Source organism: Bradyrhizobium sp. Kon56 (assembly GCF_055807635.1).
Genome location: NZ_JBVVOU010000023.1, coordinates 40502 through 61774, shown reverse-complemented (window position 1 = coordinate 61774; position 21273 = coordinate 40502). Strand labels below are relative to the sequence as shown.

The 21273-nt window shown below is 64.3% G+C and carries 26 protein-coding genes and 1 riboswitch; of the genes, 17 read left to right on the top strand and 9 right to left on the bottom strand.

The annotated features are described in order from the left end of the window. Positions 1-24: 24 nt before the first annotated feature. The 3 genes from AC0L3B_RS28845 to AC0L3B_RS28835 are packed head-to-tail and all read left to right on the top strand — an operon-like array spanning position 25 to position 2580. The gene (locus AC0L3B_RS28845; protein WP_247298704.1) at positions 25-579 is read left to right on the top strand and encodes a nucleoside 2-deoxyribosyltransferase; all 555 of its coding nucleotides are present in this window, start codon (positions 25-27) and stop codon (positions 577-579) included. A 26-nt stretch (positions 580-605) separates the two neighbouring features. Then, positions 606-1340: a TlyA family RNA methyltransferase gene (locus tag AC0L3B_RS28840; protein ID WP_247298701.1), complete on the top strand. Its 735-nt coding sequence runs from the start codon at positions 606-608 to the stop codon at positions 1338-1340. Then, positions 1333-2580: a class I SAM-dependent RNA methyltransferase gene (locus AC0L3B_RS28835; RefSeq protein ID WP_247298698.1), complete on the top strand. Its 1248-nt coding sequence runs from the start codon at positions 1333-1335 to the stop codon at positions 2578-2580. Before AC0L3B_RS28840 ends, AC0L3B_RS28835 begins: the two co-directional genes overlap by 8 nt. Here AC0L3B_RS28835 and AC0L3B_RS28830 read toward each other — a convergent pair whose 3' ends face one another. Continuing rightward, positions 2581-3180, bottom strand: a complete 600-nt coding sequence (locus AC0L3B_RS28830; RefSeq protein WP_018456256.1) for a hypothetical protein — start codon at positions 3178-3180, stop codon at positions 2581-2583. Between the two features lie 167 nt (positions 3181-3347). On the opposite strand from AC0L3B_RS28830, the gene AC0L3B_RS28825 reads away from it, so the two are divergent. Then, positions 3348-4406 carry a class I SAM-dependent methyltransferase gene (locus AC0L3B_RS28825; RefSeq protein ID WP_018456255.1) on the top strand — a complete coding sequence of 353 codons (1059 nt, stop codon included), beginning with the start codon at positions 3348-3350 and terminating at the stop codon, positions 4404-4406. A gap of 298 nt (positions 4407-4704) precedes the next feature. Beyond that, entirely contained in the window at positions 4705-5127 is a 423-nt protein-coding gene (locus AC0L3B_RS28820; protein ID WP_247298696.1) for a hypothetical protein, read from the top strand. 70 nt (positions 5128-5197) lie between these two features. On the opposite strand, the gene AC0L3B_RS28815 is transcribed toward AC0L3B_RS28820, so the two are convergent. Both AC0L3B_RS28815 and AC0L3B_RS28810 read right to left on the bottom strand, forming a co-directional pair. Continuing rightward, complete coding sequence (locus tag AC0L3B_RS28815; protein WP_018456252.1) at positions 5198-5830, bottom strand: hypothetical protein; 633 nt, start codon at positions 5828-5830, stop codon at positions 5198-5200. Positions 5831-6005: 175 nt separating this feature from the next. Then, a complete protein-coding gene (locus tag AC0L3B_RS28810) occupies positions 6006-6890 on the bottom strand; it encodes a DUF1194 domain-containing protein (RefSeq protein ID WP_018456251.1) in 885 nt (294 codons plus the stop codon). Between the two features lie 286 nt (positions 6891-7176). After that, a riboswitch (Fluoride riboswitch) is annotated at positions 7177-7254 on the top strand. Between the two features lie 126 nt (positions 7255-7380). On the opposite strand from AC0L3B_RS28810, the gene AC0L3B_RS28805 reads away from it, so the two are divergent. The 8 genes from AC0L3B_RS28805 (at position 7381) to AC0L3B_RS28770 (ending at position 12155) form a co-directional block, all read left to right on the top strand. Then, positions 7381-8589 (top strand): MFS transporter, encoded by a 1209-nt coding sequence (locus tag AC0L3B_RS28805; protein WP_473381474.1) that lies wholly within the window; start codon positions 7381-7383, stop codon positions 8587-8589. 7 nt (positions 8590-8596) lie between these two features. Then, positions 8597-8995 carry a fluoride efflux transporter CrcB gene (crcB, locus tag AC0L3B_RS28800; protein WP_249804690.1) on the top strand — a complete coding sequence of 133 codons (399 nt, stop codon included), beginning with the start codon at positions 8597-8599 and terminating at the stop codon, positions 8993-8995. Positions 8996-9001: 6 nt separating this feature from the next. Further along, entirely contained in the window at positions 9002-9430 is a 429-nt protein-coding gene (gene crcB / locus AC0L3B_RS28795; RefSeq protein WP_247298690.1) for a fluoride efflux transporter CrcB, read from the top strand. A 2-nt stretch (positions 9431-9432) separates the two neighbouring features. After that, a complete protein-coding gene (locus AC0L3B_RS28790) occupies positions 9433-9774 on the top strand; it encodes a DUF190 domain-containing protein (RefSeq protein WP_085352544.1) in 342 nt (113 codons plus the stop codon). A 43-nt stretch (positions 9775-9817) separates the two neighbouring features. After that, the gene (gene clpS, locus AC0L3B_RS28785; protein ID WP_007594672.1) at positions 9818-10123 is read left to right on the top strand and encodes an ATP-dependent Clp protease adapter ClpS; all 306 of its coding nucleotides are present in this window, start codon (positions 9818-9820) and stop codon (positions 10121-10123) included. A gap of 179 nt (positions 10124-10302) precedes the next feature. Then, the gene (locus AC0L3B_RS28780) at positions 10303-10497 is read left to right on the top strand and encodes a hypothetical protein (protein ID WP_085361372.1); all 195 of its coding nucleotides are present in this window, start codon (positions 10303-10305) and stop codon (positions 10495-10497) included. 178 nt (positions 10498-10675) lie between these two features. Beyond that, on the top strand, positions 10676-10927 hold the full coding sequence (locus AC0L3B_RS28775; RefSeq protein WP_026233118.1) for a hypothetical protein: 252 nt from the start codon (positions 10676-10678) through the stop codon (positions 10925-10927). 61 nt (positions 10928-10988) lie between these two features. Beyond that, on the top strand, positions 10989-12155 hold the full coding sequence (locus AC0L3B_RS28770) for a sensor histidine kinase (protein ID WP_204513892.1): 1167 nt from the start codon (positions 10989-10991) through the stop codon (positions 12153-12155). Positions 12156-12199: 44 nt separating this feature from the next. On the opposite strand, the gene AC0L3B_RS28765 is transcribed toward AC0L3B_RS28770, so the two are convergent. The 4 genes from AC0L3B_RS28765 to fabI all read right to left on the bottom strand — a co-directional run bounded on the left by AC0L3B_RS28765 (position 12200) and on the right by fabI (position 16154). Beyond that, on the bottom strand, positions 12200-13390 hold the full coding sequence (locus AC0L3B_RS28765; RefSeq protein WP_018456244.1) for an adenylate/guanylate cyclase domain-containing protein: 1191 nt from the start codon (positions 13388-13390) through the stop codon (positions 12200-12202). 80 nt (positions 13391-13470) lie between these two features. Next, on the bottom strand, positions 13471-14559 hold the full coding sequence (gene aroC, locus AC0L3B_RS28760) for a chorismate synthase (protein ID WP_018456243.1): 1089 nt from the start codon (positions 14557-14559) through the stop codon (positions 13471-13473). Positions 14560-14724: 165 nt separating this feature from the next. Then, the gene (locus AC0L3B_RS28755) at positions 14725-15324 is read right to left on the bottom strand and encodes a histidine phosphatase family protein (RefSeq protein ID WP_204513890.1); all 600 of its coding nucleotides are present in this window, start codon (positions 15322-15324) and stop codon (positions 14725-14727) included. Positions 15325-15338: 14 nt separating this feature from the next. Further along, on the bottom strand, positions 15339-16154 hold the full coding sequence (gene fabI / locus AC0L3B_RS28750; protein ID WP_027568710.1) for an enoyl-ACP reductase FabI: 816 nt from the start codon (positions 16152-16154) through the stop codon (positions 15339-15341). A 172-nt stretch (positions 16155-16326) separates the two neighbouring features. Between fabI and AC0L3B_RS28745 the strand changes: the two genes are divergently transcribed. Then, on the top strand, positions 16327-16815 hold the full coding sequence (locus tag AC0L3B_RS28745) for a sigma-70 family RNA polymerase sigma factor (RefSeq protein ID WP_007594679.1): 489 nt from the start codon (positions 16327-16329) through the stop codon (positions 16813-16815). A gap of 106 nt (positions 16816-16921) precedes the next feature. Further along, positions 16922-17692: an anti-sigma factor family protein gene (locus tag AC0L3B_RS28740; RefSeq protein ID WP_473381473.1), complete on the top strand. Its 771-nt coding sequence runs from the start codon at positions 16922-16924 to the stop codon at positions 17690-17692. 327 nt (positions 17693-18019) lie between these two features. On the opposite strand, the gene AC0L3B_RS28735 is transcribed toward AC0L3B_RS28740, so the two are convergent. Both AC0L3B_RS28735 and AC0L3B_RS28730 read right to left on the bottom strand, forming a co-directional pair. Continuing rightward, complete coding sequence (locus AC0L3B_RS28735; RefSeq protein ID WP_018456238.1) at positions 18020-18985, bottom strand: DnaJ C-terminal domain-containing protein; 966 nt, start codon at positions 18983-18985, stop codon at positions 18020-18022. A gap of 109 nt (positions 18986-19094) precedes the next feature. Next, entirely contained in the window at positions 19095-19502 is a 408-nt protein-coding gene (locus AC0L3B_RS28730; protein WP_473381472.1) for an RT0821/Lpp0805 family surface protein, read from the bottom strand. 113 nt (positions 19503-19615) lie between these two features. On the opposite strand from AC0L3B_RS28730, the gene pdxH reads away from it, so the two are divergent. Together pdxH and AC0L3B_RS28720 are read left to right on the top strand one after the other, a co-directional pair. Continuing rightward, positions 19616-20257: a pyridoxamine 5'-phosphate oxidase gene (gene pdxH, locus AC0L3B_RS28725; protein ID WP_018456236.1), complete on the top strand. Its 642-nt coding sequence runs from the start codon at positions 19616-19618 to the stop codon at positions 20255-20257. A gap of 97 nt (positions 20258-20354) precedes the next feature. Next, positions 20355-21107, top strand: coding sequence for an SDR family NAD(P)-dependent oxidoreductase (locus tag AC0L3B_RS28720; RefSeq protein WP_026233115.1), 753 nt, complete (start codon positions 20355-20357; stop codon positions 21105-21107). Positions 21108-21273 lie beyond the last annotated feature (166 nt).

Here is a 21273-nt window from a genome sequence, read left to right as displayed (position 1 = left end):
TCGACCTTCCGCGAAGCAGCTGTGATGAAAATCTATCTGGCAGGCCCCGACGTGTTCCTGCCAGATGCGGTCGAGATCGGCCGGCACAAAGTCGCGGTCTGTGCCGCGCACGGCGTCACCGGCCTCTATCCCCTCGACAACGAAATCGACCGCGCCGCGCCCGACGCCTCGCGGCAGATCTTTTGCGGCAACGAGGCGATGATGGACGCGGCCGATGCGATCATCGCCAACCTCACGCCGTTCCGCGGCGCCGGCGCCGATCCCGGCACCGTCTACGAGCTCGGCTACATGGCCGGCCGCCGCAAGTTCTGCCTCGCCTATTCCAATGACGGTGCCGCCTATGCCGACCGTGTCAGTCGCTTCATGGACGTGACGTCCGAAGACGGACGGCTGGTCGATGCGCAGGGGCTGACGGTCGAGGATTTTGGCCTCGTCGATAATCTCATGATGATCCACGCGCTGGAGCTGCATGGCTGCCCGCTGGTGACGCCGGCGCAGATGCCGATCGACGTCTGGCACGATCTGGCCGCGTTCGAGGCTTGCGTCCGGATGGCGGCCGCGCGATTGATCGCTACATAAGCGCCTCAGGCGTCTTCGGAGAGATGATGTCCCCTGCCCGCAAGCGCGCGGATGTTCTGCTGGTCGAGCGCGGCCTGTTCGAGAGCCGGGCGCGGGCGCGCGCGGCGATCGAGGCCGGGCTCGTCACCGCCGACGACAAGCAGGTCGCAAAGCCGTCGGAGACCATCGCCGAGGACGCCGTGATCCAGGCCGAGCCCGCGCACCCCTACGTCTCCCGCGGCGGCGTCAAGCTCGCCGGCGCGCTGGAGCGCTACCCGATCGAGATCGAGGACCATGTCTGCCTCGACGTCGGCGCCTCCACCGGCGGATTCACCGAGGTACTGCTGGCGAATGGCGCGAGCCTCGTCTTTGCCGTCGATGTCGGCACCAGCCAGTTGCATCCCTCGCTGCGCGGTCACGCCAAGATCGTGTCGATGGAAGAGACCGACATCCGCGCCTATGACGGCAAGCGCCTGCCGGCGCGGCCCGATGTCGTCGTGATCGACGTCAGCTTCATCTCGCTCAAGACGGTGCTGCCCATCGCGCTGTCGCTGGCCGCCGCGCCGATGAGCCTGCTGGCGCTGATCAAGCCGCAATTCGAGGCGGACCGGAAGCACAACAAGAAGGGCATCGTCCGCGACGCCGCCGTGCACAGCGAGATCTGCGACGACATCGCCGCCTTTGCTGCCTCGCTCGGCTGCACCGATATCGAGGTGTTCCCGTCGGCGATCACCGGCGGCGATGGCAACATCGAATTCTTCCTGGGCGCGCGCCGTGGTTGAGCGCGTGACGATCGATCACGTTGGCCATCGCGGCGACGGCGTCTCGCTCGACGCCGGCGAGGCCATCTATGTGCCCTACACGCTCGGCGGCGAGACCGTCGAAGTCGATCATGTCGTCGGCAATCATCCCGACCGCCGCAAGCTGCTGGTAGTGGACGTCGCCAGTCCCGAGCGCGTCGCGCCATTCTGTCCGCATTTCGGCGTCTGCGGCGGCTGCGCGATCCAGCACTGGGCGACTGAACCGTATCACGCCTGGAAGCGCGGCATCGTGGTCGAGACCCTGGCCCAGGCCGGCATCGACTGCGAGGTGACGCCGCTGGTCGACGCTCACGGCGCGGGGCGCAGGCGCATCACGCTGCACGGCCGGTTCGGCACCCATGACATCCTCAAGGTCGGCTTTTCGGCTGCCAGCGCGCACGACGTCATCCCGATTGATCGCTGCCCGATCCTCGATCCCGGGCTCGAGGGTGCACTCGATGCCGGTTGGGCGCTCGCCGAGCTGCTGACGTCCAAAATGCCGGTGACGAAACCGCTGGACATCCAGGTCACCGCGACCGCCAACGGTCTCGATGTCGACGTGCGCGGCTCCGGCCCGCTGCCAACGCCGCTCGTGACGGCGCTGTCGCGCGTGGCCGAGCAGCACCGCCTGGCGCGGCTGACACGGCACGGCGAACTGGTGCTGCAACGCCTGCCACCGACCCTGCAGATGGGCCGCGCCGAGGTGACGCTGCCGCCGGGCTCGTTCCTGCAGGCGACCGTCGCCGGCGAAGAGACGCTCGCGTCGCTGGTCGCCGAGCGCATCGGCAAGGCGAAGAACGTTCTCGATCTCTTCTGCGGCGTTGGTCCGTTCGCGTTGCGACTCGCCGAGAAGGCCCGCGTCACTGCCCATGACAACGACGCCGGCGCCATTACGGCGCTCGCAAAGGCCGCGCGCACGCCGGGTCTCAAGCCGATCAAGGCCGAGCCGCGCGATCTGTTTCGCCGTCCCCTGGTGGCACCGGAGCTGCGCGATTTCGACGCCATCGTGTTCGACCCGCCGCGCCAGGGCGCGCAGGCGCAGGCCTTGAAGCTCGCCGCGAGCAAGGTGCCTGTGGTGGTCGCGGTCTCCTGCAACGTCGCGACCTTTGCCCGCGACGCGCGGCTGCTGATCGATGGCGGGTACAAGATCGACGTAGTCGTGCCGGTGGATCAGTTCCGCCACACGCCGCATGTCGAGCTCGTTGCGAAGTTCACGCGCTAGTTAGCGTCGAAGGCCACTCAACGCCGGCGACTCGCCGGGCAGCATGTTCGATCTGAGATCGCTGTCCATGCGGCCCGAGTCCTGCTGGGTGAACCCGGCCCCAAACGACAGGCTGAGGTTGGAGGTCGGCTTGAACTCGACACCCGCAAATGCGCCGTAGCCGGGCGAGGCGCTGGAGGTGAGCGGCGCAAGCGAGCTGCCAATGCCGCCGCCGTATTTCAGGGTGTCGAACCCGGCAAAGAACGTGACGGGCATGCCGCCCGCGGTCTTGGTGTTGTAGCCGAACTGCGTGCTGTCGTAGGAGAGCGCGCTGAAATTGCCGCTCAGTCCGGCCGGGCTGAGGCCGCTCCAATTGAGATTGCCATGCTGGCTGCCGACAAAGAAGCCGTTCGAATTGCTGCGGCCGCTTGCGTCGCCGCCATTGAAGCTCGGGAAAATGCCGTAGCTATCGGCGCTCTGGCCGGCAACACCGCCGAATCCAAAAGGTCCGCCGGGGATCCAATATTGCAGGGGTGCGGCTTGCGCATGAGCCGGCGCTTCGCCGAGGCAGAGCAGGGCAAGAAAAACCGCGAGACCGCAAGAGGGTGTAAGCCTGAACATTCAAATAACCGTCGAAAGCTTGCGAATTATACCCACCAGACATCATGAATGCCAGCATAGCGACACCATTCTCCCCCTGAGTTCCGGGATCACGTTTTTCTGCCAATTTGAACTTCCCCCATGCCGGATTGACCCACCTAAGGGGGCGCGTCAGCACGGAGGCTGTCATGGAGGTCAATTCCGACAAGTTGAATGCCTTTATGGGCAAGATGGTCACCGAATTCGGGGCGGCGATGAATGCATCGCTGGTCCTGCTCGGGGACAAGCTCGGTCTCTACCGTACCCTTGCCGCCAAGGGACCGATGAACTCGTCCGAGCTCGCAAGCGCCACCGGGACGGCGGAGCGCTACGTCCGCGAATGGCTCGCGAGTCAGGCGGCGTCCGGCTACATCGAATACGATTCCGCTTCGGCAAAATTCTCGATGCTACCGGAGCAGGCGATGGCGCTTGCCGATGAGGACAGTCCGGTGTTCCTCGGCGCGTTCGGCAATGTCATTGCCTCGGCGTTTCTCGACGAGCCGAAGATCTCGGACGCATTCAAATCCGGCAAGGGCGTCGGCTGGAACCGGCGCAGCGAGTGCCTGTTCTGCGGCACCGCCCGCTTCTTCCGGACCGGGTACATGCATCATCTGGTGCAGGAATGGTTGCCCGCGCTCGACGGCGTCGTGGACAAGCTGAAGCGCGGCGCCAAGGTCGCCGATGTCGGCTGCGGGCACGGCGTCTCGACACGGCTGATGGCGGAAGCCTTCCCGAACTCCCGCTTCTACGGCTTCGACTATCACGAGGGTTCGATCGAGGCCGCGCGAAAGGCGGCCACCGAAGCCGGATTGGGCGACCGGGTCAGCTTCGCTGTTCATTCCGCCAAGACCTATCCGGCCGAGGGCTATGATCTCGTCTGCTTCTTCGATTGCCTGCATGACATGGGCGATCCCGTCGGCGCCATCGGCCACGTGCGCGAGACCATGGCAAAGGACGGCACCTGCATGCTGGTCGAGCCGTTCGCAGGCGACCGCCTCGAGGACAATCTCAACCCGGTCGGGCGGGTCTATTATGCGGCGTCGACCATGATCTGCACGCCGGCCTCGCTCGACCAGGAGGTGGGCCTCGCACTGGGCGCGCAAGCGGGCGAGGCAAGGCTGCGCAAGGTCGCGCGAGAGGGCGGACTGACGCGCTTCCGCCGCGCCGCTGAAACGCCCTTCAATCTGATTCTGGAGGCGCGGATCTGATCTTCCGATTCCGGCGCGTGGCCGCGGCATATGCCATGCCGATGCTGCAGCCACGCCCGGCGCCGACACCCTCCCTCGCTCGCGCCGCGACGTAAGCTGGCGATCGGACAAGGCGACGCGAGTCCGTCATGACGGGAGGACGACGAAGCCGCTCTCCATGAATTTGCGATGGCGCTGAATGGGGGCCGTGGATCATCGGAGGTGCCTGGCTGTCCGTTGGCGGACAAAGGGTCGATCTGCTCTATCGCAACGCCGACGCTGTGTCGTCATGGAATCCTGTCGGGCCGGCATCATCACCATGGACTACCAGCCCGGCCATCCACACGGCTTCTGCTCGGCGATCTGGATGGGCGAGATCGCCTATTGCCAACCACTGCGCGATCCGCAAGACCTGATCAACCGGTTGAAATCGATCGCGCTGCCCTACCCGCAACCGTTGCGGAATGCTCTGATCCGGCGCTTCCAGTGGGAAATCCTCTTCGGCATCGAGAATGCGGAGCTTGCGGCCGCACGTAACGAGCAGACCCATTATCGCCGGATGCGTCTACCGGTCGCTGGCCTGCGTTGCGCAGATCGTGTTCGCACTGAACGAGCGTTATCTCATCAACGAGAAGGGTGCGCTATGGAAGCAGCGCGGTTACCGCTGACAATTCCGCATCTGGACGAGCAGGCGACGGAGATCTGGCGACTGATCCGCAATGGCGCTTTGGCGACCGCCTGAGACGTCTTGCGTCAGATCGACCGGCAATTGAAGGCGCTGACGCGGTCCAGCGAGCAGCAGCCGTGATCTGCTACGCCGTCCTGTCCACCGAGGACGACGTATCCGACGGCGGATATTTGGTCACGGGCACCACGAAGGACTTGTTGCGGACCTGGTAGATGATCTTGCCATTCTGCCCGTCGTCGGTCGCAATCTGCGCCTGGCCGAACATGATGACGTTTTTGTAGACGGTGCCGGTGCCCTGACGGGTGACGCCATCTGTGGTGACGCTGACCTGCGCTTCGTTGCCGTTGACAGCGAGCACCCTGAAGCTCGCGCTCTTGCCATTGTCACTGGAATAGCCGCCCCAGCTTCCCATCAGGCGGCTGTCGGAGGCCGGCGGCGCCTGCTTCTCGAGAGTCGCGGTCTGCTTGCCCGCGCCTGCAGATGACAACAGCACCAGACTCTTGCCGTCCTTGGTGCCGACCGTGACCGTGCCGAAGGTGAGAAGCGAACCGGCGACCTCGCCAAAGCCGCGCTCGGTGCGCCCGTTATGGGTGTACTCGACTTGCGCCCGGGCCCCGCGGATGTTCACGACCTTGAAGCTGACGGGCTGGTTGTTGCCAGCCCAATTGCCCTTCCACTCACCGAGCAGGGAGCTCTGGTGATACACTCGCTCGAGAGCGGGAGAAATCTGGCTGGTGCTCGAGGTGACGATGGCCATTGGGTTGCTCGGCGGATGTGTCTGACAGGCCCGCTTCTTTCGCGCCCCGACAGCAACGTCAGAACCTTATCCGGAAACAAATGAAAGCAGCCGATTAGGGCCACGCAACGGTAAACGCATGGTTAAAATTCCATCGCCGGCAAATAGGGCAAAAGGTCTCGTCCGGTGGCCGCGCTCAGCGACCCCAGCGGTCCGACCAGATCTTCTCGCCGATCATGCAGTTCACACGCGGCTCCTTGTCCTTCTCCGCAACCCGCATCACGGGACGCTCCGGCATACGGCCCGCAACCTCCATCAAGAGCTTGGTGCGGATGGCTTCCTTGAACTTATCGCGGTCCTTGATCGTGATGACGAAGGAACCGGGGCCGCCGATGACGCAATCCTCATAGTAGAAATCGAGATTGTCGATATCCATGGTCGAGTAGGAGGGTTCCTTGACCATGATCGGCAGGCCGTTGATGACGATACCCTTCTCGATCGCTGCGTCGCGCGCAATCGTGACCGGAGTGCCATTGTTGTTGGGACCGTCGCCGGAAATGTCGATCACGCGGCGCAAGCCCCGATAGGGATCCTCGTCGAACAGCGGCATCGCGAAACTGATCGCGCCGGAGATCGAGGTGCGCGAGGCACGCCGGATCGGCGTCTTCAGGATTTCGGCGGCGACGGCATCGGCGGTCTCCGGTCCGTCGACCAGCCGCCACGGAATGATGATCTTCTGGTCGGTCGAAGCGGCCCACTCGAAATAGGTCACCGCGATCCGGCCGTTCGGGCCCAGCTTCAGCGCCTGCAGGAATTCCTTCGACTGGATCGCCTGCGCATAGCCTTCACGCTGGACCGCGAGTTCGTCCATGTCCATGGAGTAGGAGACGTCGACGGCGAGGATCAGCTCGACATCGACCGTCTGCGCGTCTCTGTCGGCTGCTTGCCGCTGCGGCTGATTTTTGAGTAGCGCCAGTCTGGGCGACTCAAACTTGGGTCCTGGTGCCGCGATGCCCGCGACGTCCCCTCCGGCGAACATGCCGGTCACCAGCACAGCCCCGATCGAGAACAGCAAGCGCATCGCAGCCTCCCGTCGTATGACCTGATGGTGACATGCAATCGCCTTGCCGCAAAGTCCGAAGATCGCTCGCGCTTCACATTCCGGTTAGGCATTTGCCAGTTAGGCATTTGCAGGCGGAATTGCGAAGCAGTACGCAAGGCGGCCGCGATGTTGCCGCGCTCGCGCCGCTGGACTGCGCGATCGCTGGCGCCGGCATGCCGTCATGTGCGGTCCGCTCCCGGACTGACGGGCCACTGGACAGCGCACCTCGCCCACTTGTCCGGCGCGATTTCCATGTTAGGCTGGCCGGACAGATGGGGATGGAGTCCCCCGACAACCGCCCGGCGGCCTGTGACCGTAGTGGGCTGATGACTCCTGCTTGAGGAGAGGCAATTTCTAGGCCTCTGCCTTCGGCGGGAGCATGGACAAACCCGCCGCCGGCGGGTTTTTTGTTGCCTGGATGAAGGCCGAGGAGAGGTCAAGCAGAGGCCGAGGAGAAGTCCTGGACGTGATGACGACAACACCGAATGCTGCGCGTGCGGGGCTGCCCAGGGGGATCTGGGTGCTCGGTTTCGTCTCGATGCTGATGGACGTCTCTTCCGAGATGATCCACGCGCTGCTGCCGGTCTATCTCGTCACCGTGCTCGGCGCCTCCACGCTCACCGTCGGCTTCATCGAGGGCATTGCCGAGGCGACCGCCTCGATCACGAAGATCTTCTCCGGCGCGTTGTCCGACTGGCTCGGTCGGCGCAAATTGCTCGCTGCGCTCGGCTACGGGCTGGCCGCGCTGACAAAACCGCTGTTCCCGCTTGCCCCCAGCGTCGAATGGCTGGTTGCCGCGCGCTTCATCGATCGCGTCGGCAAGGGCATTCGCGGCGCGCCGCGCGATGCGCTGATCGCCGATATAGCACCTATCGGTCTGCGCGGCGCGAGCTTCGGTCTGCGTCAGTCGCTCGACACCATCGGTGCGTTCGTGGGGCCGCTCATGGCGATCGGCCTGATGTGGTGGACGGCGGACAACTTTACGATGGTGTTCTGGGTGGCCGTGCTGCCGGGCTTCCTGTCGTTCGGACTGATCGCGTTCGCGGTGAGCGAGCCGGTACCGGACTCAGGCCGGGAGCCGTCAAGGAATCCGCTGAATACCGCCGCGATGCGCCAGCTCGGGTCCGTGTACTGGCGCGTGGTCGCGGTTGGCGTCGTGTTCACGCTGGCGCGTTTCAGCGAGGCGTTTCTGATCCTGCGCGCACAGAATATCGGGCTCAATGCGATGTGGGTGCCGGCCGTGCTGGTGCTGATGAACATCGTCTATGCGTTGTCGGCCTATCCGGCCGGCGTGCTCTCGGACCGGATCAACCGCACCGGCCTGCTCGCGCTCGGCCTCGTCTTCCTCGCCGGCGCCGATCTCGCGCTCGCGCTGCTGCCAAACCTTGGCGGCCTCGCCCTCGGCGTCGTGCTGTGGGGACTGCATATGGGATTGACGCAAGGCCTGCTCTCGGCCCTCGTCGCCGGCGCAGCGCCACCGAGCTTGCGCGGCACCGCGTTCGGCTATTTCAACCTGTTCACCGGCCTTGCCTTGCTGGCCGCAAGCGTGATCGCCGGCGCCTTGTGGGATGCCTATGGTCCGGCCGGCACGTTCCTGGCGGGGCTCGGCTTCGCGCTGGTCGCGCTCATGGGACTATTTGCCGTCGGTAACGGGCTGGCAATGGAGGAGAAACGATGACGGAGGGCTGTTCGCCGTGCTGAGCGGAGTGCTTGCGATTATGATCGGCAGCGTGCTGGGCGGCTGTGCGCGCTATTTCATCTCCGGCGCGATCGCGCGGCGGCTGGGCGAGACGTTTCCGTGGGGCACCGTGACCATCAACGTCACCGGCGCCTTCCTGATCGGCATTTTTGGCGCATTGGCGACCCATCCCGGCTCGGTCTTCGCCGCGCCCGATCCATGGCTGTTCGCGGTCACCGGCTTTCTTGGCTGCTACACCACGGTGTCCTCGTTCAGCCTGCAAACGCTGACGCTGGCGCGCAACGGCGAGGCGATGCACGCGCTCGGGAATGTCGCGGTCTCGGTCGTGCTCTGCCTCGCAGCCGTCAGTTGCGGCTTCCTTCTCGCGGACACTCTGGGGGGCTAGAGGCAGATGAAGTCCTTCCCCTCTGCCGATCGCTGGCGCACCGCGACGCTCTATGCCTGGATTGCCGCCGGCAGCATGGTCGGCGGGCTGACGCGCTATCTGGTCGGGCTTGCGCTCGACACCGGCTCCGGCTTCCCGGTCGCGACGCTGTTCATCAACGCCACCGGCTCACTGATCATCGGCTTCTACGCGACGCTGACCGGGCCCGACGGCCGCCTGCTGGCGCGGCCCGAGCACCGGCAGTTCGTCATGACCGGGTTCTGCGGCGGCTACACGACCTTTTCAACCTTCAGCCTGGAGACCTTCCGCCTGTTCCACGGCGGCATGAAATATACGGCGCTCGCCTATCTCGCGGCATCCGTCATTTGCTGGCTGGTGTCGGTATGGGCAGGCCATATGATAGCCAGCGGCACCAACCGCTTGCGAAGGAGCTGACCATGCAAATCCCCAATCAGGCAGTTTCGCTCCGGATCTTCATTGGCGAGAACGACCAATTCGACGGCAAGCCGCTCTATGAAGCGATCGTGATGACGGCGCGCGAGCGGCATCTGGCCGGCGCCACCGTGCTGCGCGGCCCGATGGGCTTCGGCAAGTCCAGCCGGCTCCACACTTCCAAGATTCTGCGGCTCTCGGAAGACTTGCCGTTGCTGATCGAGATCGTCGACAGCGAGGACAACATCAATGCATTCCTGCCCATCCTGGATGGCATGATGTCGAGCGGCCTGATCACCTTGGAGAAGGTGCAGGTCCTGCAATATGGTGAGAAGGCCGCGCGCTGAGCGCGCCGGCAGGAACCCGAGCCCGCCATATCCGGGAGGCGGAATGAACGATACCGTTGCCAAACCGAAAACCAGGACGAAGACCAAGGTCGAGCGGCCGAAGCTGCATAAGGTCATCCTGATCAACGACGACTTTACGCCCCGCGAATTCGTCACGATGATCCTCAAGGCCGAGTTCCGCATGACCGAGGATCAGGCCTACAAGGTGATGATCACCGCCCACAAGCTCGGCGCCTGCGTGGTCGCGGTCTTCACCAAAGACGTCGCCGAGACCAAGGCTACCCGCGCAACGGATGCCGGCCGCACCAAGGGCTATCCCCTGCTGTTCACCACGGAGCCGGAGGAATAGTGGCACCGGTCCAGCTTTGGTGCTTTGGCGCCCGCTTTCGATTTCGGCGCCGAATCTGCTTTGCCGAATAGTGTATCTATTGGCTGTCAACAGGCGCATGCTGAGCCATCACCGGCTCATCACGGCATCCATCGGTGACTGAGAGAGTCTTTGCGCTCCCGCCCAATGCGGAGCGTCCTATGCAAGACACCACCAAGCGCACCATCCCGCTGAGCAATCGCCTTGCCCAATTGGCAGCCGAGGCTCGCCGTCGCGCAGAGATTGCCCCGCCCGGCGTTCAGCGGGAATCGCTGCTCAAGGCGGCGCGATTGAGTGAAACGGCCTCGCACATTCATGATTGGATAAGCCTGCCTGGCCCCAAAACCCCGAGGTAATGGCAAGCAAACCTTGTCGGCCGCCTGTTCACGTCGAGCGACGATCCGGGCCAAGGGCGGCATCCGCCTTCAAATCGCACTTCAAATATAAGTTGTATGAAATGAACTATATTTCATTTTGGTTGTTGTAACAGCATCCCCAAACGAAACGGGGCGGTCAACAGCCAAAGCAGCCCAGATGATGAAATCTCTTGTCGCGTTCGCGATGTTCGCGCTCCTCGGAGTGTCCGTAATGGTGCTGCCCGGTTTTGCTCCGCAAGTAAAAGCGCGCGAAACCGTTGCTTTGGCGAAGGCGGACCGGCTGGCGAGCCTTCCGGTGGCGCGGAATTGCCTGGGCCAGGTCTGGCCGGACTTCGAAGCATCGTGTCTGCGCCGGGGTGAATCCGATGTCAGGGTTCATGAAGCTCGTTTGGTGACGGCTCGCCGCTAGACCAACCATCGCAAAGCGCCGGCCGAGCTTGTCGGATGATCCAGGAAAGTGTCGTGCACAGATGTCAACGCCCCCAACCTCCTTGCCGAACGTTCTCGTCGTCGAAGACGAGATGATCCTGCGCATGCGCGCGGTCGATATCGTAGAGGATGCAGGCTTCTGCCCTGTGGAGGCCGTCAACGCCGACGAAGCCATCTCGATCCTCGAGTCGCGGTCGGACATCTCGCTTCTGTTCAGCGACATCCAGATGCCCGGGACCATGGACGGCCTGAAGCTGGCCCACGCGGTGCACGATCGCTGGCCTGCCATCAAGATCGTACTGGTTTCCGGTCAGGTAAAGCCGTCTGAAACCGAAACGCCGGCGGACAGCCGCTTCTTTCGCAAGCCGCTCGCCGTCGACGAAATGATCTCGCAGTTGCAGACGATGATCGGAGCGGGCGCGCTAAAAATCCTTCCGACCACAACGGATCCCGGGGAAAACCTTGGGGTTGCCCGCTCGCCACAGGAATCGGTTCTGGTGGCGGAGAACGACAATCTGCGCCTGTTGCTGGAACAGGCCGACACCGACGCCAAGGTCCTGCTCGCTCAAGCCGGCATCGAAGCCCACGAACGCGAGGCGGCCGACAAGTTGCAAAAGCTCATCCTCGGAGAGCTGCATCATCGCATCAAGAATACGCTTGCGACGGTGAGCGCAATCGCAGCCCAGAGCTTCCGGGCCGCAATCAATCTCGAGCAAGGCCAAAAAGCCATGGATGGCCGCTTGCTGGCGTTGGGGCGCGCCCACGACCTGTTGATACAGGTCAGCTGGTCCAATGCGAGCCTCACTCATACCCTGAGCGGCGCCACCGATCCCTATGACGGTCAGGGAGGTCGACGATTCCATTTCAATGGGCCGGATCTCCGGATCACATCCGGTGCCGTGATAGCGCTCGCGATGACGTTCAACGAGCTCTGCACCAACACGACGAAGTTCGGCGCACTGTCCAGTTCCTCCGGACATGTCGAGATCGCATGGACGGTGGACGAGATCGAGCAAAGGCTGCGCCTGAAGTGGAGCGAAAGCGGCGGCCCCGTGGTGGCGCCGCCGACACGACGGAGCTACGGCACCCGGATGATCGAGTCGCTCGGCCAGCAACTGAACGGACAGGTGCGGCTGGCCTACGAACCGTCCGGATTTGTCTATCAGCTGGATGTACCGCTGAAGTCGGTGATGGCGTCGAACGCCTGAATTCTGCTCACCAGGCTGACGGCGGCGGACATCCGAGGATGACCTCAGGCCATCACCACCGGCGTCTCCTCCGTCAGCCCGTACACGCGCTGCGCCTTGGAAAAGCCCGCGATCGGGAATTCGCCGAGCTCGTGCCAGTCGTGGCGGCAGACATTGGCGAAGCCTTCTGAGGCCACGACGGTCCGCCCCAGGCGACCCGTGATCTTCTCCAGCCGCGCAGCAAGATTGACCGCGGGGCCAATGCAGGTGAAGTCGAGGCGGTTGCCGCCGCCAATATTGCCGTAGAGGATGTTGCCGACGTGGAGCGCCACGCCGAAGCGGAAGCGCTCGACGACGTCGCCGACAGGATATGCGAGCGCCTCGACACTGGCGCGAGATTCGCGCGCTGCCTCCAGCACCCGCGTGCAGACATGCGCGGCATCGCCGACATATTCGTCGATCGGGAATACCGCGAGCAGGCCGTCGCCCATGAATTTCAGCACCTCGCCGCCATGGCCGCGGATCGCGGCAACCTGGCAGTCGAAATAATGGTTGAGGATCTCGACCACGGTCTCGGCCGGCAGCCGGTCCGACAGTGCCGTGAAGCCGCGCAGATCGGAGAGCCAGATCGCAGCCTGCATGGTGTCGTTGTGGCCGCGGCGGATCTGACCGCCAAGGATGCGCGCGCCGGCACGATTGCCGACATAGGTGTCGAGCAGCATCTCGGCGGTGCGGCGCAGGCTGATGATCTCGGTGATGCGCGCGAGCGGCTTGACGATGGTGTGAATCGCCGCGATGTGTTCATCGGTGAAGCCGCCTGGATGGCGCGTTGTCCAGCTCGTCGCGTGGACCGAGCCGTCGAGAAACTGCATTGGCGTCGCGACGTAGTCGGTTACGCCTTCGGCACGCATATCGTCGAAAAAAGGGAAATGCTTGCTGCCGGGATCGTCCATGCGTCCCCGCACCTCAAGTCCCTGCTCGAACACGACCCGCAGCGGACTTCTGGCGAATTCCGGCGTCTCCAGGATCTCGAAATCGACCGTGCCGATCTCGACCTCCTCGCCTTCCCGCCAGATGAAGTTGCGACCGAAAATTTCGGGATGCAGCGTGCGGATGAAGATGCCGAACCGCCATAGCGGCAGACCGGCTGCAACCATCCGTTCGCAGGCTTCGGCCGTCATCTCGGCCGGGGCCTTCGACGACCAGGCGCCGTCGATCAGCCAGTTGGTGATACGTTGGAGCTCGGAGCTTTCCATGCGCGCATTTGCGGACGAAGTTGTGGGATCGTCAAGCTGCGCGGTGGACTAGTGGCGCGATACAAGCGCCCTGCGGAACGCTAGCGCCCGACCTGGCCGCGGTCGCGCAGGAAATGATCCGCCAACACGCAGGCCATCATGGCTTCGCCGACGGGGACGGCGCGGATGCCGACGCAGGGATCGTGGCGGCCCTTGGTCATGATCTCGGTGTCGGCGCCGTTGCGATCGACGGTGAGACGCGGCTGCAGGATCGACGAGGTCGGCTTGACGGCGAAACGCACCACCACCGGCTGCCCCGTGGAGATGCCGCCCAGCACGCCACCAGCGTGGTTGGACAGAAAACGCGTGCCGTCATTGCCCGTGCGCATCTCGTCGGCATTCTCTTCCCCGGTGAGTTCGGCCGCGCCGAAGCCGGCGCCGATCTCGACGCCCTTCACCGCATTGATGCTCATCATTGCGGCGGCGAGCTCGGCATCGAGCTTGGCGTAGATCGGGGCGCCAAGGCCAGCCGGCACACCTTCGGCGACGACCTCGATCACCGCGCCGATCGAGGAGCCGCTCTTGCGGATGCCGTCGAGATAGGTCTCGAAGAACGCGGCCTTGTCCTTGTCCGGACAGAAGAACGGGTTTTTCGCGATCTCGTCCCAGTCCCATTTCGCGCGGTCGATCTTGTGTGGCCCCATCTGCACCAGCGCGCCGCGCACCTTCACATCGGGCAGCACCTTTCGAGCGATCGCGCCGGCGGCGACGCGCGTCGCGGTCTCGCGCGCCGAGGAGCGGCCGCCGCCGCGATAGTCGCGCAGGCCGTACTTCGCTTCATAGGTAAAGTCAGCGTGGCCAGGCCGAAACTTGTCCTTGATCTCGGAATAGTCTTTTGAGCGCTGGTCGGTGTTCTCGATCAGGAGCCCGATCGGCGTGCCCGTCGTCACCTGCACGCCGGTCTCCGGATGCGCCATCACGCCGGAGAGGATCTTGACCTGGTCCGGCTCCTGACGCTGGGTCGTGAAGCGCGACTGGCCGGGTCGGCGGCGATCAAGATCACCCTGGATGTCGGCCTCGACGAGCGGGATCATGGGCGGGCAGCCGTCGACCACGCAGCCGATCGCCACCCCATGGCTCTCGCCGAAGGTCGTGACGCGGAACATGTGGCCGAAGGTGTTGAAGGACATCCGTATCTAGCTCGTAAGTCAGTGCTGACTTAACTCGCCCTGAAATTGGGGTCAAATGCCTACACGGTCGTCATGGCCGGGCTTGTCCCGCCATCCACGTTCTTGGCCCACAAGCGCAAAAGGGCGCCCCGGGCATGACGGCGCAGGACGCGCAAGCGAACCGGCTTAACTAAACTTCTCCAACCGCCCGTCGCGGAACACGTAGACGGCGCCCTGCTCGATATAAAGTTCGGCGGCGCTCGCCGGCGTCTCCAGGCCGAGTGAAACCATCAGGGCCCGGCAGGTCCCACCATGGGCGACCGCGACGGTGTCGGTCCGGAGTTGGTCGTACCAAGCGCGCACGCGGACCTGCACATCGGCGTAGGTCTCTCCGCCCGCGGGGCCCACCGTCCATTTGTCGGCGAGGCGCCGGGCGTAGATGTCGGGATCGGAGGCCTCGCTCTCGGCCAGCGTCAGTCCCTCCCAGGTGCCGTAGCCGATCTCACGCAGGCGATCGTCGAGCGTATAGCCCGCAGTCGGCAGTTCGAGCTTGCTCCGCGCCAGTTCCATGGTCTCTCGTGCGCGGCCAAGCGGACTCGACACGTAGGGTAATGCGGCCTTGTCGCGGTCCTCGCGCTTGAAGAGATCGGCGAGAATGCCGCCGGCCTGCACCGCCTGACCGCGACCGCGTGCGTTCAGCGGAATGTCCTTGATGCCCTGAAGCCTCCCGAGCGCATTCCACTCGGTCTCGCCGTGGCGAAGGTAATAGATCGTGGGGACGGGCATTGCTGGGTGAAAAGTTAGTCCTTCCCGCCGAACGAAATGTCCGGCGCGTCCGGGCGCTTCATGCCGAGCACGTGATAGCCGGAATCGACGTGGTGCACCTCGCCGGTGACGCCGCGCGAGAGGTCGGAGAGGAAATACAGCGCGCTGCCGCCGACGTCTTCCGTGGAGACGTTGCGCCGCAGCGGTGCGTTGGCCTCGTTCCACTTCAGGATATATCTGAAATCGCCGATGCCGGACGCCGCGAGGGTCTTGATCGGCCCCGCGGAGATCGCATTGACGCGGATGTTCTTCTCGCCGAGATCGGCGGCGAGATAACGCACGCTCGCTTCGAGCGCCGCTTTCGCGACGCCCATGACGTTGTAATGCGGCATCCACTTCTCGGCGCCGTAATAGCTGAGCGTGATGAGCGAGCCACCGTCGGTCATCAGCTTCTCGGCGCGCTGCGCCACCGCCGTGAACGAATAGCAGGAGATCAGCAGGGATTTCGAAAAATTCTCCTGCGTGGTGTCGACGTAGCGGCCGTCGAGTTGCTCGCCATAGGCGATCGCATGCACCAGAAAGTCGATCTTGCCCCACTTCTCCTTCAGCACCGCGAAGGCCGCATCGATGGTCGCAGCATCGGTGACGTCGCAATGGCCGAGCACGAGCCCGCCGATCTCGGCGGCGAGCGGCTCGACGCGCTTCTTCAGCGCATCGCCCTGATAGGTGAAGGCAAGCTCCGCGCCGGCCGCGTGGCATGCCTTGGCAATGCCCCAGGCGATCGAGCGGTTGTTGGCAACGCCGAGGACCACGCCCCGCTTGCCCTGCATCAGACCTGAATTCTGCGCCATTTTGCTAACGTCCCGTCGAGCTCCCGGTGAGGTTTGGAGGTACACCAGCCCTCCGTTGCGGTACAGTCCTAATACGCGGCGTTAACGCTGTTTCAAGCGCCGGAATAGCCGTTCCGCTCGGGTGTTATGATCGTTGTGGCGCTCGCGCCGACATCAGGACGTCAAGACCGCAATGAGTGCGTTTCGCCAGAGTGTTGAAGCCATGATCCCGGCGTTGCGCCGCTACGCCCGCGCGCTCACGCGCGAGGCGGATGCGGCCGACGATCTGGTGCAGGATACGCTGGTGCGGGCGCTGCGTTCGGAGCGTCTGTTCCTCGGAGGCGACGTCAGGAGCTGGCTCTATACGATCCTGACCAACCTCAACAAGAACCGGCGGCGTTCGCTGGCACGACGGCCGCAATTCATGCAGCTGACGGAGAACAACCCGGATGCCAGCGGGACCGAAGCCGAAGGGCGCGATATCGAGAGGGCGCTGGCGACGCTCGTCGAGGAGCAACGCTCGGTGCTGCTCCTGGTGATGCTGGAGGGCATGAGCTACCGCGAGGTCGCCGACATCCAGGGCGTGCCGATCGGCACCGTGATGTCGCGCCTGGCACGCGCCCGCGCCCACGTCAAAGCCTCGCTGGAGGGCGAGCGCCCGGCGCTCAGGCGGGTGAAATGATGGCAGGATTGATGCATCGCGCCGGTCGTTTCTCCTGCATGGCGCGGGAAGCGGCGCAGTTGAACCACGAAGAACATTTTGGGCCGCAGAGCCAGAGACGATCGATATGAACGACCGCAAGATCCCAGTCACCGAGGACGAACTGCACGCCTATGTCGACGGCGAGCTGCCGGCCGAGCGCCGCGCCGATGTCGCGGCCTGGCTTGCCGCGCAGCCCGAGGATGGCGAGCGCGTGCAGTCCTGGCGCGCCATGGCCGAGATGCTGCACGCCCGCTACGATTCCGTCGCCCAGGAGCCGGTGCCGGCGCGGCTCGAGCTCGAACGGCTGGAGCGCCGCCCGCGGCACTGGCTCTATGGCGCCGCCGCGGCTGTGCTGGTGGCCTTCATGGCCGGCGGCACCGCCGGCTGGCTGGCGCACGGTGCCGCCAACGCGCCCTCGACTTTCCAGAGCTTTACGACCGACGCACTCGACGCCCACCGCCTCTATGTCGTCGAGGTTCGCCATCCCGTCGAGGTCGGCGGCAACGAGCGCGACCACCTCCAGGCCTGGCTGACCAGACGCTGCGGCTGGACCGTGTTTGCTCCGAACCTGGAGGCGAGTGGACTAAAGCTCGTCGGCGGCCGGCTCTTGCCGGGGCCGAACGGCCCGGCGTCGTTCCTGATGTATGAGGGCGCCTCGGGCGAGCGGTACACGATCTACACCGCCAAAACCGAGAATGGCGCGACGCAGATGCGGTATGCCAGAACGGACAAGGACGGGGCGCTGTTCTGGTCGGAGCGCGGCGTCGGCTACGTCGTCAGCGGTGGCGGCGACCGGGACCGGCTGACCAAAGTGGCGCAGGCGGTCTACGACCAAGCAGAGAAAAGCGGCACCTAGACAACCACGCAACGCGGTGCCTCGATTCCGACATTGAAAATTTGGAATGAAGACATCGGCGCGTCTCATTATCGCACCGGATGATCACGCGAAAATGAGCAGCGTTCGATCCGCCGATCGACGCGGGCGGCCTCGATTGGGGTTTTTGGTACCGCGCTGGTCCCCCTCTCGAGGCCGCACCTTTTTATCGGCTGCCCCGCCGGACGGCCGACACGTCGAGCACGTGAGCCAAGAAGGGCTACCACGCCTCGGGCATATGATGAGCATCATGTCGATGCACGACGCTCTCAGTCTTTAGGAGAACCCCTCACACTTTCCGGATCACACTTAGCCAAGCCCGCTACGTGGATTGTAGGGGCGCTGCTCCCGCCACTTTTCCATCAATGCTTCAAGCTCGGCGTCGTTCCCGTCCGGTAGCATAATCCTGACGGTGACGAAGAGATCCCCGGTTCCACCAGTTTTTGGCAATCCTTTGCCCTTGAGGCGGAAGGTCCGGCCGCTGGAGGTGTTTTGCGGAACCGAAAGCTCCACGGCATTGCCGAGGGTGGGCACGCGGACCTTGCCGCCAAGCACCGCCTCGTAGAGCGTGACCGGCAGGTCGATCCTGAGATCGGCGCCCTCGATCTTGAAGAACGGATGCTGCGCGATGCCGATCGTGATCAGGAGATCGCCCGGCGGATGGCCCTGAGCGCTCTCGCCCTGCCCCCGCAACCGGATCTGCTGGCCTTCGGTCACGCCGGCCGGAATCTTGACGTTGAGCTCCTTGCCGTTCGGCAGCCGGACGCGCTTCTCGCCGCCCTTCACCGCCTCCTCCAGCGAGACGGTCATGGCGACATTGACGTCGAGATCGAGCCCGATCCCGCCGGTGTCGAATTCGAACTGGGCACCGCCGCCGGCCCCGGGGCGCGGACGCGGCCCTCCTCCGAACATGCTGTTGAGGATGTCCTCGAACGCGCCGCCGCCCGGACCAGGGCCCGCGCCGCCACCGCGGAACGTATAGCTCTCGAACCCGCCGGGACCCGCGCGCCCGCGCGGCCCACCGCCGCCGCCCGGAAAACCCTGGAAGCGCGGCTTGCCGTCGGCGTCGATCTCGCCGCGGTCGAATTGCTTGCGCTTGTCCTCGTCGCCGAGGATCTCATTGGCCGTATTGAGTTCAGCGAAGCGCTCGGCCGCCTTCGGGTCGTTCTTGTTGCTGTCGGGATGGTGCTTCTTGGCAAGCTTGCGATAGGCGCTCTTGATCGCGGCAGCGTTGGCGCTCCGCGGCACCCCCAAGACCTCATAGGGGTCGCGCATCCGTCACGTCTCCTTCAAGAAATCGAATTGTTCAAAGGGCTCCCCGCCCCAACTGAGCCTCATGTGGGGGGCGAGTGGTATTTTTGCAACTAGCCTGGTGAAGCGATTCCTAGCTCCGCCACGGCTTTAGCGTATGAATCTCCCAACTGCCACGGCTGCTTTGGCAGCCCGCGCCCTGGAGCCAGCTTTCGGTGCTGCCATTGACGTAGCTCGCCAGGAAGTCGCGGCACTTGCGGCCGTCCTCGGCGGCATAGGATTGCGCGATCGGCGTGACCGAACCGCGCGCCCCGGTTTCCGGATTCTCCCAATGCTGGCTGGAATCCTTATCGTTCTTGCTGAGGACGTCGGAGGCGGCGTTGCGGGCGAAGGCGAGATCGGTCTCTGTCGGTGCCGCCACCCTGGCCGGCATTGCGATCGAGCCGGTAAGGTCGCTGTCATCGGCCGTGGCGTAGGCACTCTTGTCGTTGCGGGAAAAGCTGCAACCGCCGGTGCCGAGTCCGATCAGAATGATCGTCATGACGAAGCCGGACGGCCGGATCGCCGATAGGCCAACGCGTCCCCATACCCTATATAGGGCGGTAGCAGACAACAACGCGTTTTGGACCGCAGGACGCAACTCGGACCCCAGACATGACCGACACGACCTCGATGAAACACCAGACACCCTTAACATCTGGTGATTTCACCGCCGCCGACGAGCCGTTTGCGCTGTTCGAGGCCTGGCTGAACGAAGCCATCAAGAGCGAGCCGAACGATCCGAACGCCATGGCGCTCGCGACCGTCGATCCCGACGGCCTGCCGGACGTGCGCATGGTGCTGATGAAGGGCTTCGATACCGATGGTTTCGTCTTCTACAGCCACATCGCCAGCCAGAAGGGCCGCGAACTCGCCGCAAATCCTAAGGCGGCGTTACTTTTTCACTGGAAGTCGCTGCGCCGTCAGGTCCGCATCCGCGGCAACGTGACGCCGGTGACCGAGGCCGAAGCCGACGCCTATTTCGCCACCCGTCCCAAGCAGGCGCAGATCGGCGCCTGGGCGAGCAAGCAGTCGCAGGAGCTCGAGAGCCGCTTCGCTTTCGAGCAGGCGATCGCCAAGGTCGCCGCCAAGCACATGATCGGCAAGGTGCCGCGTCCGCCGGGCTGGAGCGGCTGGCGTATAACACCGTCGCGTATCGAGTTCTGGCACGACCGCCCGTTCCGCCTGCACGACCGCATTGAATTTCGCCGTGACGCGGCCGGCCAGAAATGGTCCAAGACGCGAATGTATCCCTAGAATTTTGTTCGAGAATGATCCCTTCGGAAAACCGCTGCACAGTTTGCGCTAACGCGGCCCTCCGGGTCCGGATCATGCTCCAGCCTGAAAGATGTCCATGCCGCAGTCGTCCAATGCGCCGCGCCGTACGCTGCTCCTGACCGGGGCGAGCCGCGGCATCGGCCATGCCACCGTGATCCGTTTCTCCTCGGCCGGCTGGCGCGTGATCACCTGCTCGCGGCATCCGTTCCCGGAGGATTGTCCCTGGGACGCGGGCCCTGAGGACCATATCCAGGTCGACCTCGCCACCCCCGCAGATACCACGCGCGCGATCTCCGACATCCGCGACCGTCTCGAAGGCGGCATGCTGCATGCGCTGGTCAACAACGCCGCGATCTCGCCGAAGGGGGCCGGCGGCTCCAGGCTCGGCTCGATCGACACCGACCTCGACACCTGGACGCACGTGTTCAATGTCAACTTCTTCGCGCCGATCATGATGGCGCGCGGGCTGATCGAGGAATTGAAGGCGGCCAAGGGCTCTGTCGTGAACGTCACCTCGATCGCGGGCTCGCGCGTGCATCCCTTCGCGGGCGCGGCCTACGCCACCTCGAAGGCCGCGCTGGCGTCCCTGACGCGCGAAATGGCCTCCGACTTCGGCCGCGTCGGCGTGCGCGTCAACGCGATCGCGCCGGGCGAGATCGACACCTCGATCCTGTCGCCGGGCACCGAGAAGATCGTCGACCAGCAGATCCCGATGCACCGGCTCGGCACACCGGACGAGGTCGCCAAGATCATCTACGTGCTGTGCACGGACACCAGTTCTTACGTCAACGGCGCCGAGATCCACATCAACGGCGGCCAGCACGTGTAGGCTACCGCGTCATTGCAAGCGCAAGCGAAGCAATCCAGACTGCCTCGGTGAGGACAGTCTGGATTGCCTCGTCGCTTCAGTGCAAAATTGCTTCGCAATTTTGTCGCGAGCTCCTCGCAATGATGATGTTGGAAATTACGCCGGAGAAGCAAGGCGATCCAGACAA

Bases quoted from the DNA above. Each gene is read 5' to 3' on its own strand.
- AC0L3B_RS28845 (WP_247298704.1), top strand. From the start codon at position 25: ATGAAAATCTATCTGGCAGGCCCCGACGTGTTCCTGCCAGATGCGGTC.
- AC0L3B_RS28840 (WP_247298701.1), top strand. From the start codon at position 606: ATGTCCCCTGCCCGCAAGCGCGCGGATGTTCTGCTGGTCGAGCGCGGC.
- AC0L3B_RS28830 (WP_018456256.1), bottom strand. From the start codon at position 3,180: ATGTTCAGGCTTACACCCTCTTGCGGTCTCGCGGTTTTTCTTGCCCTG.
- AC0L3B_RS28825 (WP_018456255.1), top strand. From the start codon at position 3,348: ATGGAGGTCAATTCCGACAAGTTGAATGCCTTTATGGGCAAGATGGTC.
- AC0L3B_RS28820 (WP_247298696.1), top strand. From the start codon at position 4,705: ATGGACTACCAGCCCGGCCATCCACACGGCTTCTGCTCGGCGATCTGG.
- AC0L3B_RS28815 (WP_018456252.1), bottom strand. From the start codon at position 5,830: ATGGCCATCGTCACCTCGAGCACCAGCCAGATTTCTCCCGCTCTCGAG.
- AC0L3B_RS28810 (WP_018456251.1), bottom strand. From the start codon at position 6,890: ATGCGCTTGCTGTTCTCGATCGGGGCTGTGCTGGTGACCGGCATGTTC.
- AC0L3B_RS28805 (WP_473381474.1), top strand. From the start codon at position 7,381: ATGACGACAACACCGAATGCTGCGCGTGCGGGGCTGCCCAGGGGGATC.
- crcB (WP_247298690.1), top strand. From the start codon at position 9,002: ATGAAGTCCTTCCCCTCTGCCGATCGCTGGCGCACCGCGACGCTCTAT.
- AC0L3B_RS28790 (WP_085352544.1), top strand. From the start codon at position 9,433: ATGCAAATCCCCAATCAGGCAGTTTCGCTCCGGATCTTCATTGGCGAG.
- clpS (WP_007594672.1), top strand. From the start codon at position 9,818: ATGAACGATACCGTTGCCAAACCGAAAACCAGGACGAAGACCAAGGTC.
- AC0L3B_RS28780 (WP_085361372.1), top strand. From the start codon at position 10,303: ATGCAAGACACCACCAAGCGCACCATCCCGCTGAGCAATCGCCTTGCC.
- AC0L3B_RS28775 (WP_026233118.1), top strand. From the start codon at position 10,676: ATGATGAAATCTCTTGTCGCGTTCGCGATGTTCGCGCTCCTCGGAGTG.
- AC0L3B_RS28770 (WP_204513892.1), top strand. From the start codon at position 10,989: ATGTCAACGCCCCCAACCTCCTTGCCGAACGTTCTCGTCGTCGAAGAC.
- AC0L3B_RS28765 (WP_018456244.1), bottom strand. From the start codon at position 13,390: ATGGAAAGCTCCGAGCTCCAACGTATCACCAACTGGCTGATCGACGGC.
- aroC (WP_018456243.1), bottom strand. From the start codon at position 14,559: ATGTCCTTCAACACCTTCGGCCACATGTTCCGCGTCACGACCTTCGGC.
- AC0L3B_RS28755 (WP_204513890.1), bottom strand. From the start codon at position 15,324: ATGCCCGTCCCCACGATCTATTACCTTCGCCACGGCGAGACCGAGTGG.
- fabI (WP_027568710.1), bottom strand. From the start codon at position 16,154: ATGGCGCAGAATTCAGGTCTGATGCAGGGCAAGCGGGGCGTGGTCCTC.
- AC0L3B_RS28745 (WP_007594679.1), top strand. From the start codon at position 16,327: ATGAGTGCGTTTCGCCAGAGTGTTGAAGCCATGATCCCGGCGTTGCGC.
- AC0L3B_RS28740 (WP_473381473.1), top strand. From the start codon at position 16,922: ATGAACGACCGCAAGATCCCAGTCACCGAGGACGAACTGCACGCCTAT.
- AC0L3B_RS28735 (WP_018456238.1), bottom strand. From the start codon at position 18,985: ATGCGCGACCCCTATGAGGTCTTGGGGGTGCCGCGGAGCGCCAACGCT.
- AC0L3B_RS28730 (WP_473381472.1), bottom strand. From the start codon at position 19,502: ATGACGATCATTCTGATCGGACTCGGCACCGGCGGTTGCAGCTTTTCC.
- pdxH (WP_018456236.1), top strand. From the start codon at position 19,616: ATGACCGACACGACCTCGATGAAACACCAGACACCCTTAACATCTGGT.
- AC0L3B_RS28720 (WP_026233115.1), top strand. From the start codon at position 20,355: ATGCCGCAGTCGTCCAATGCGCCGCGCCGTACGCTGCTCCTGACCGGG.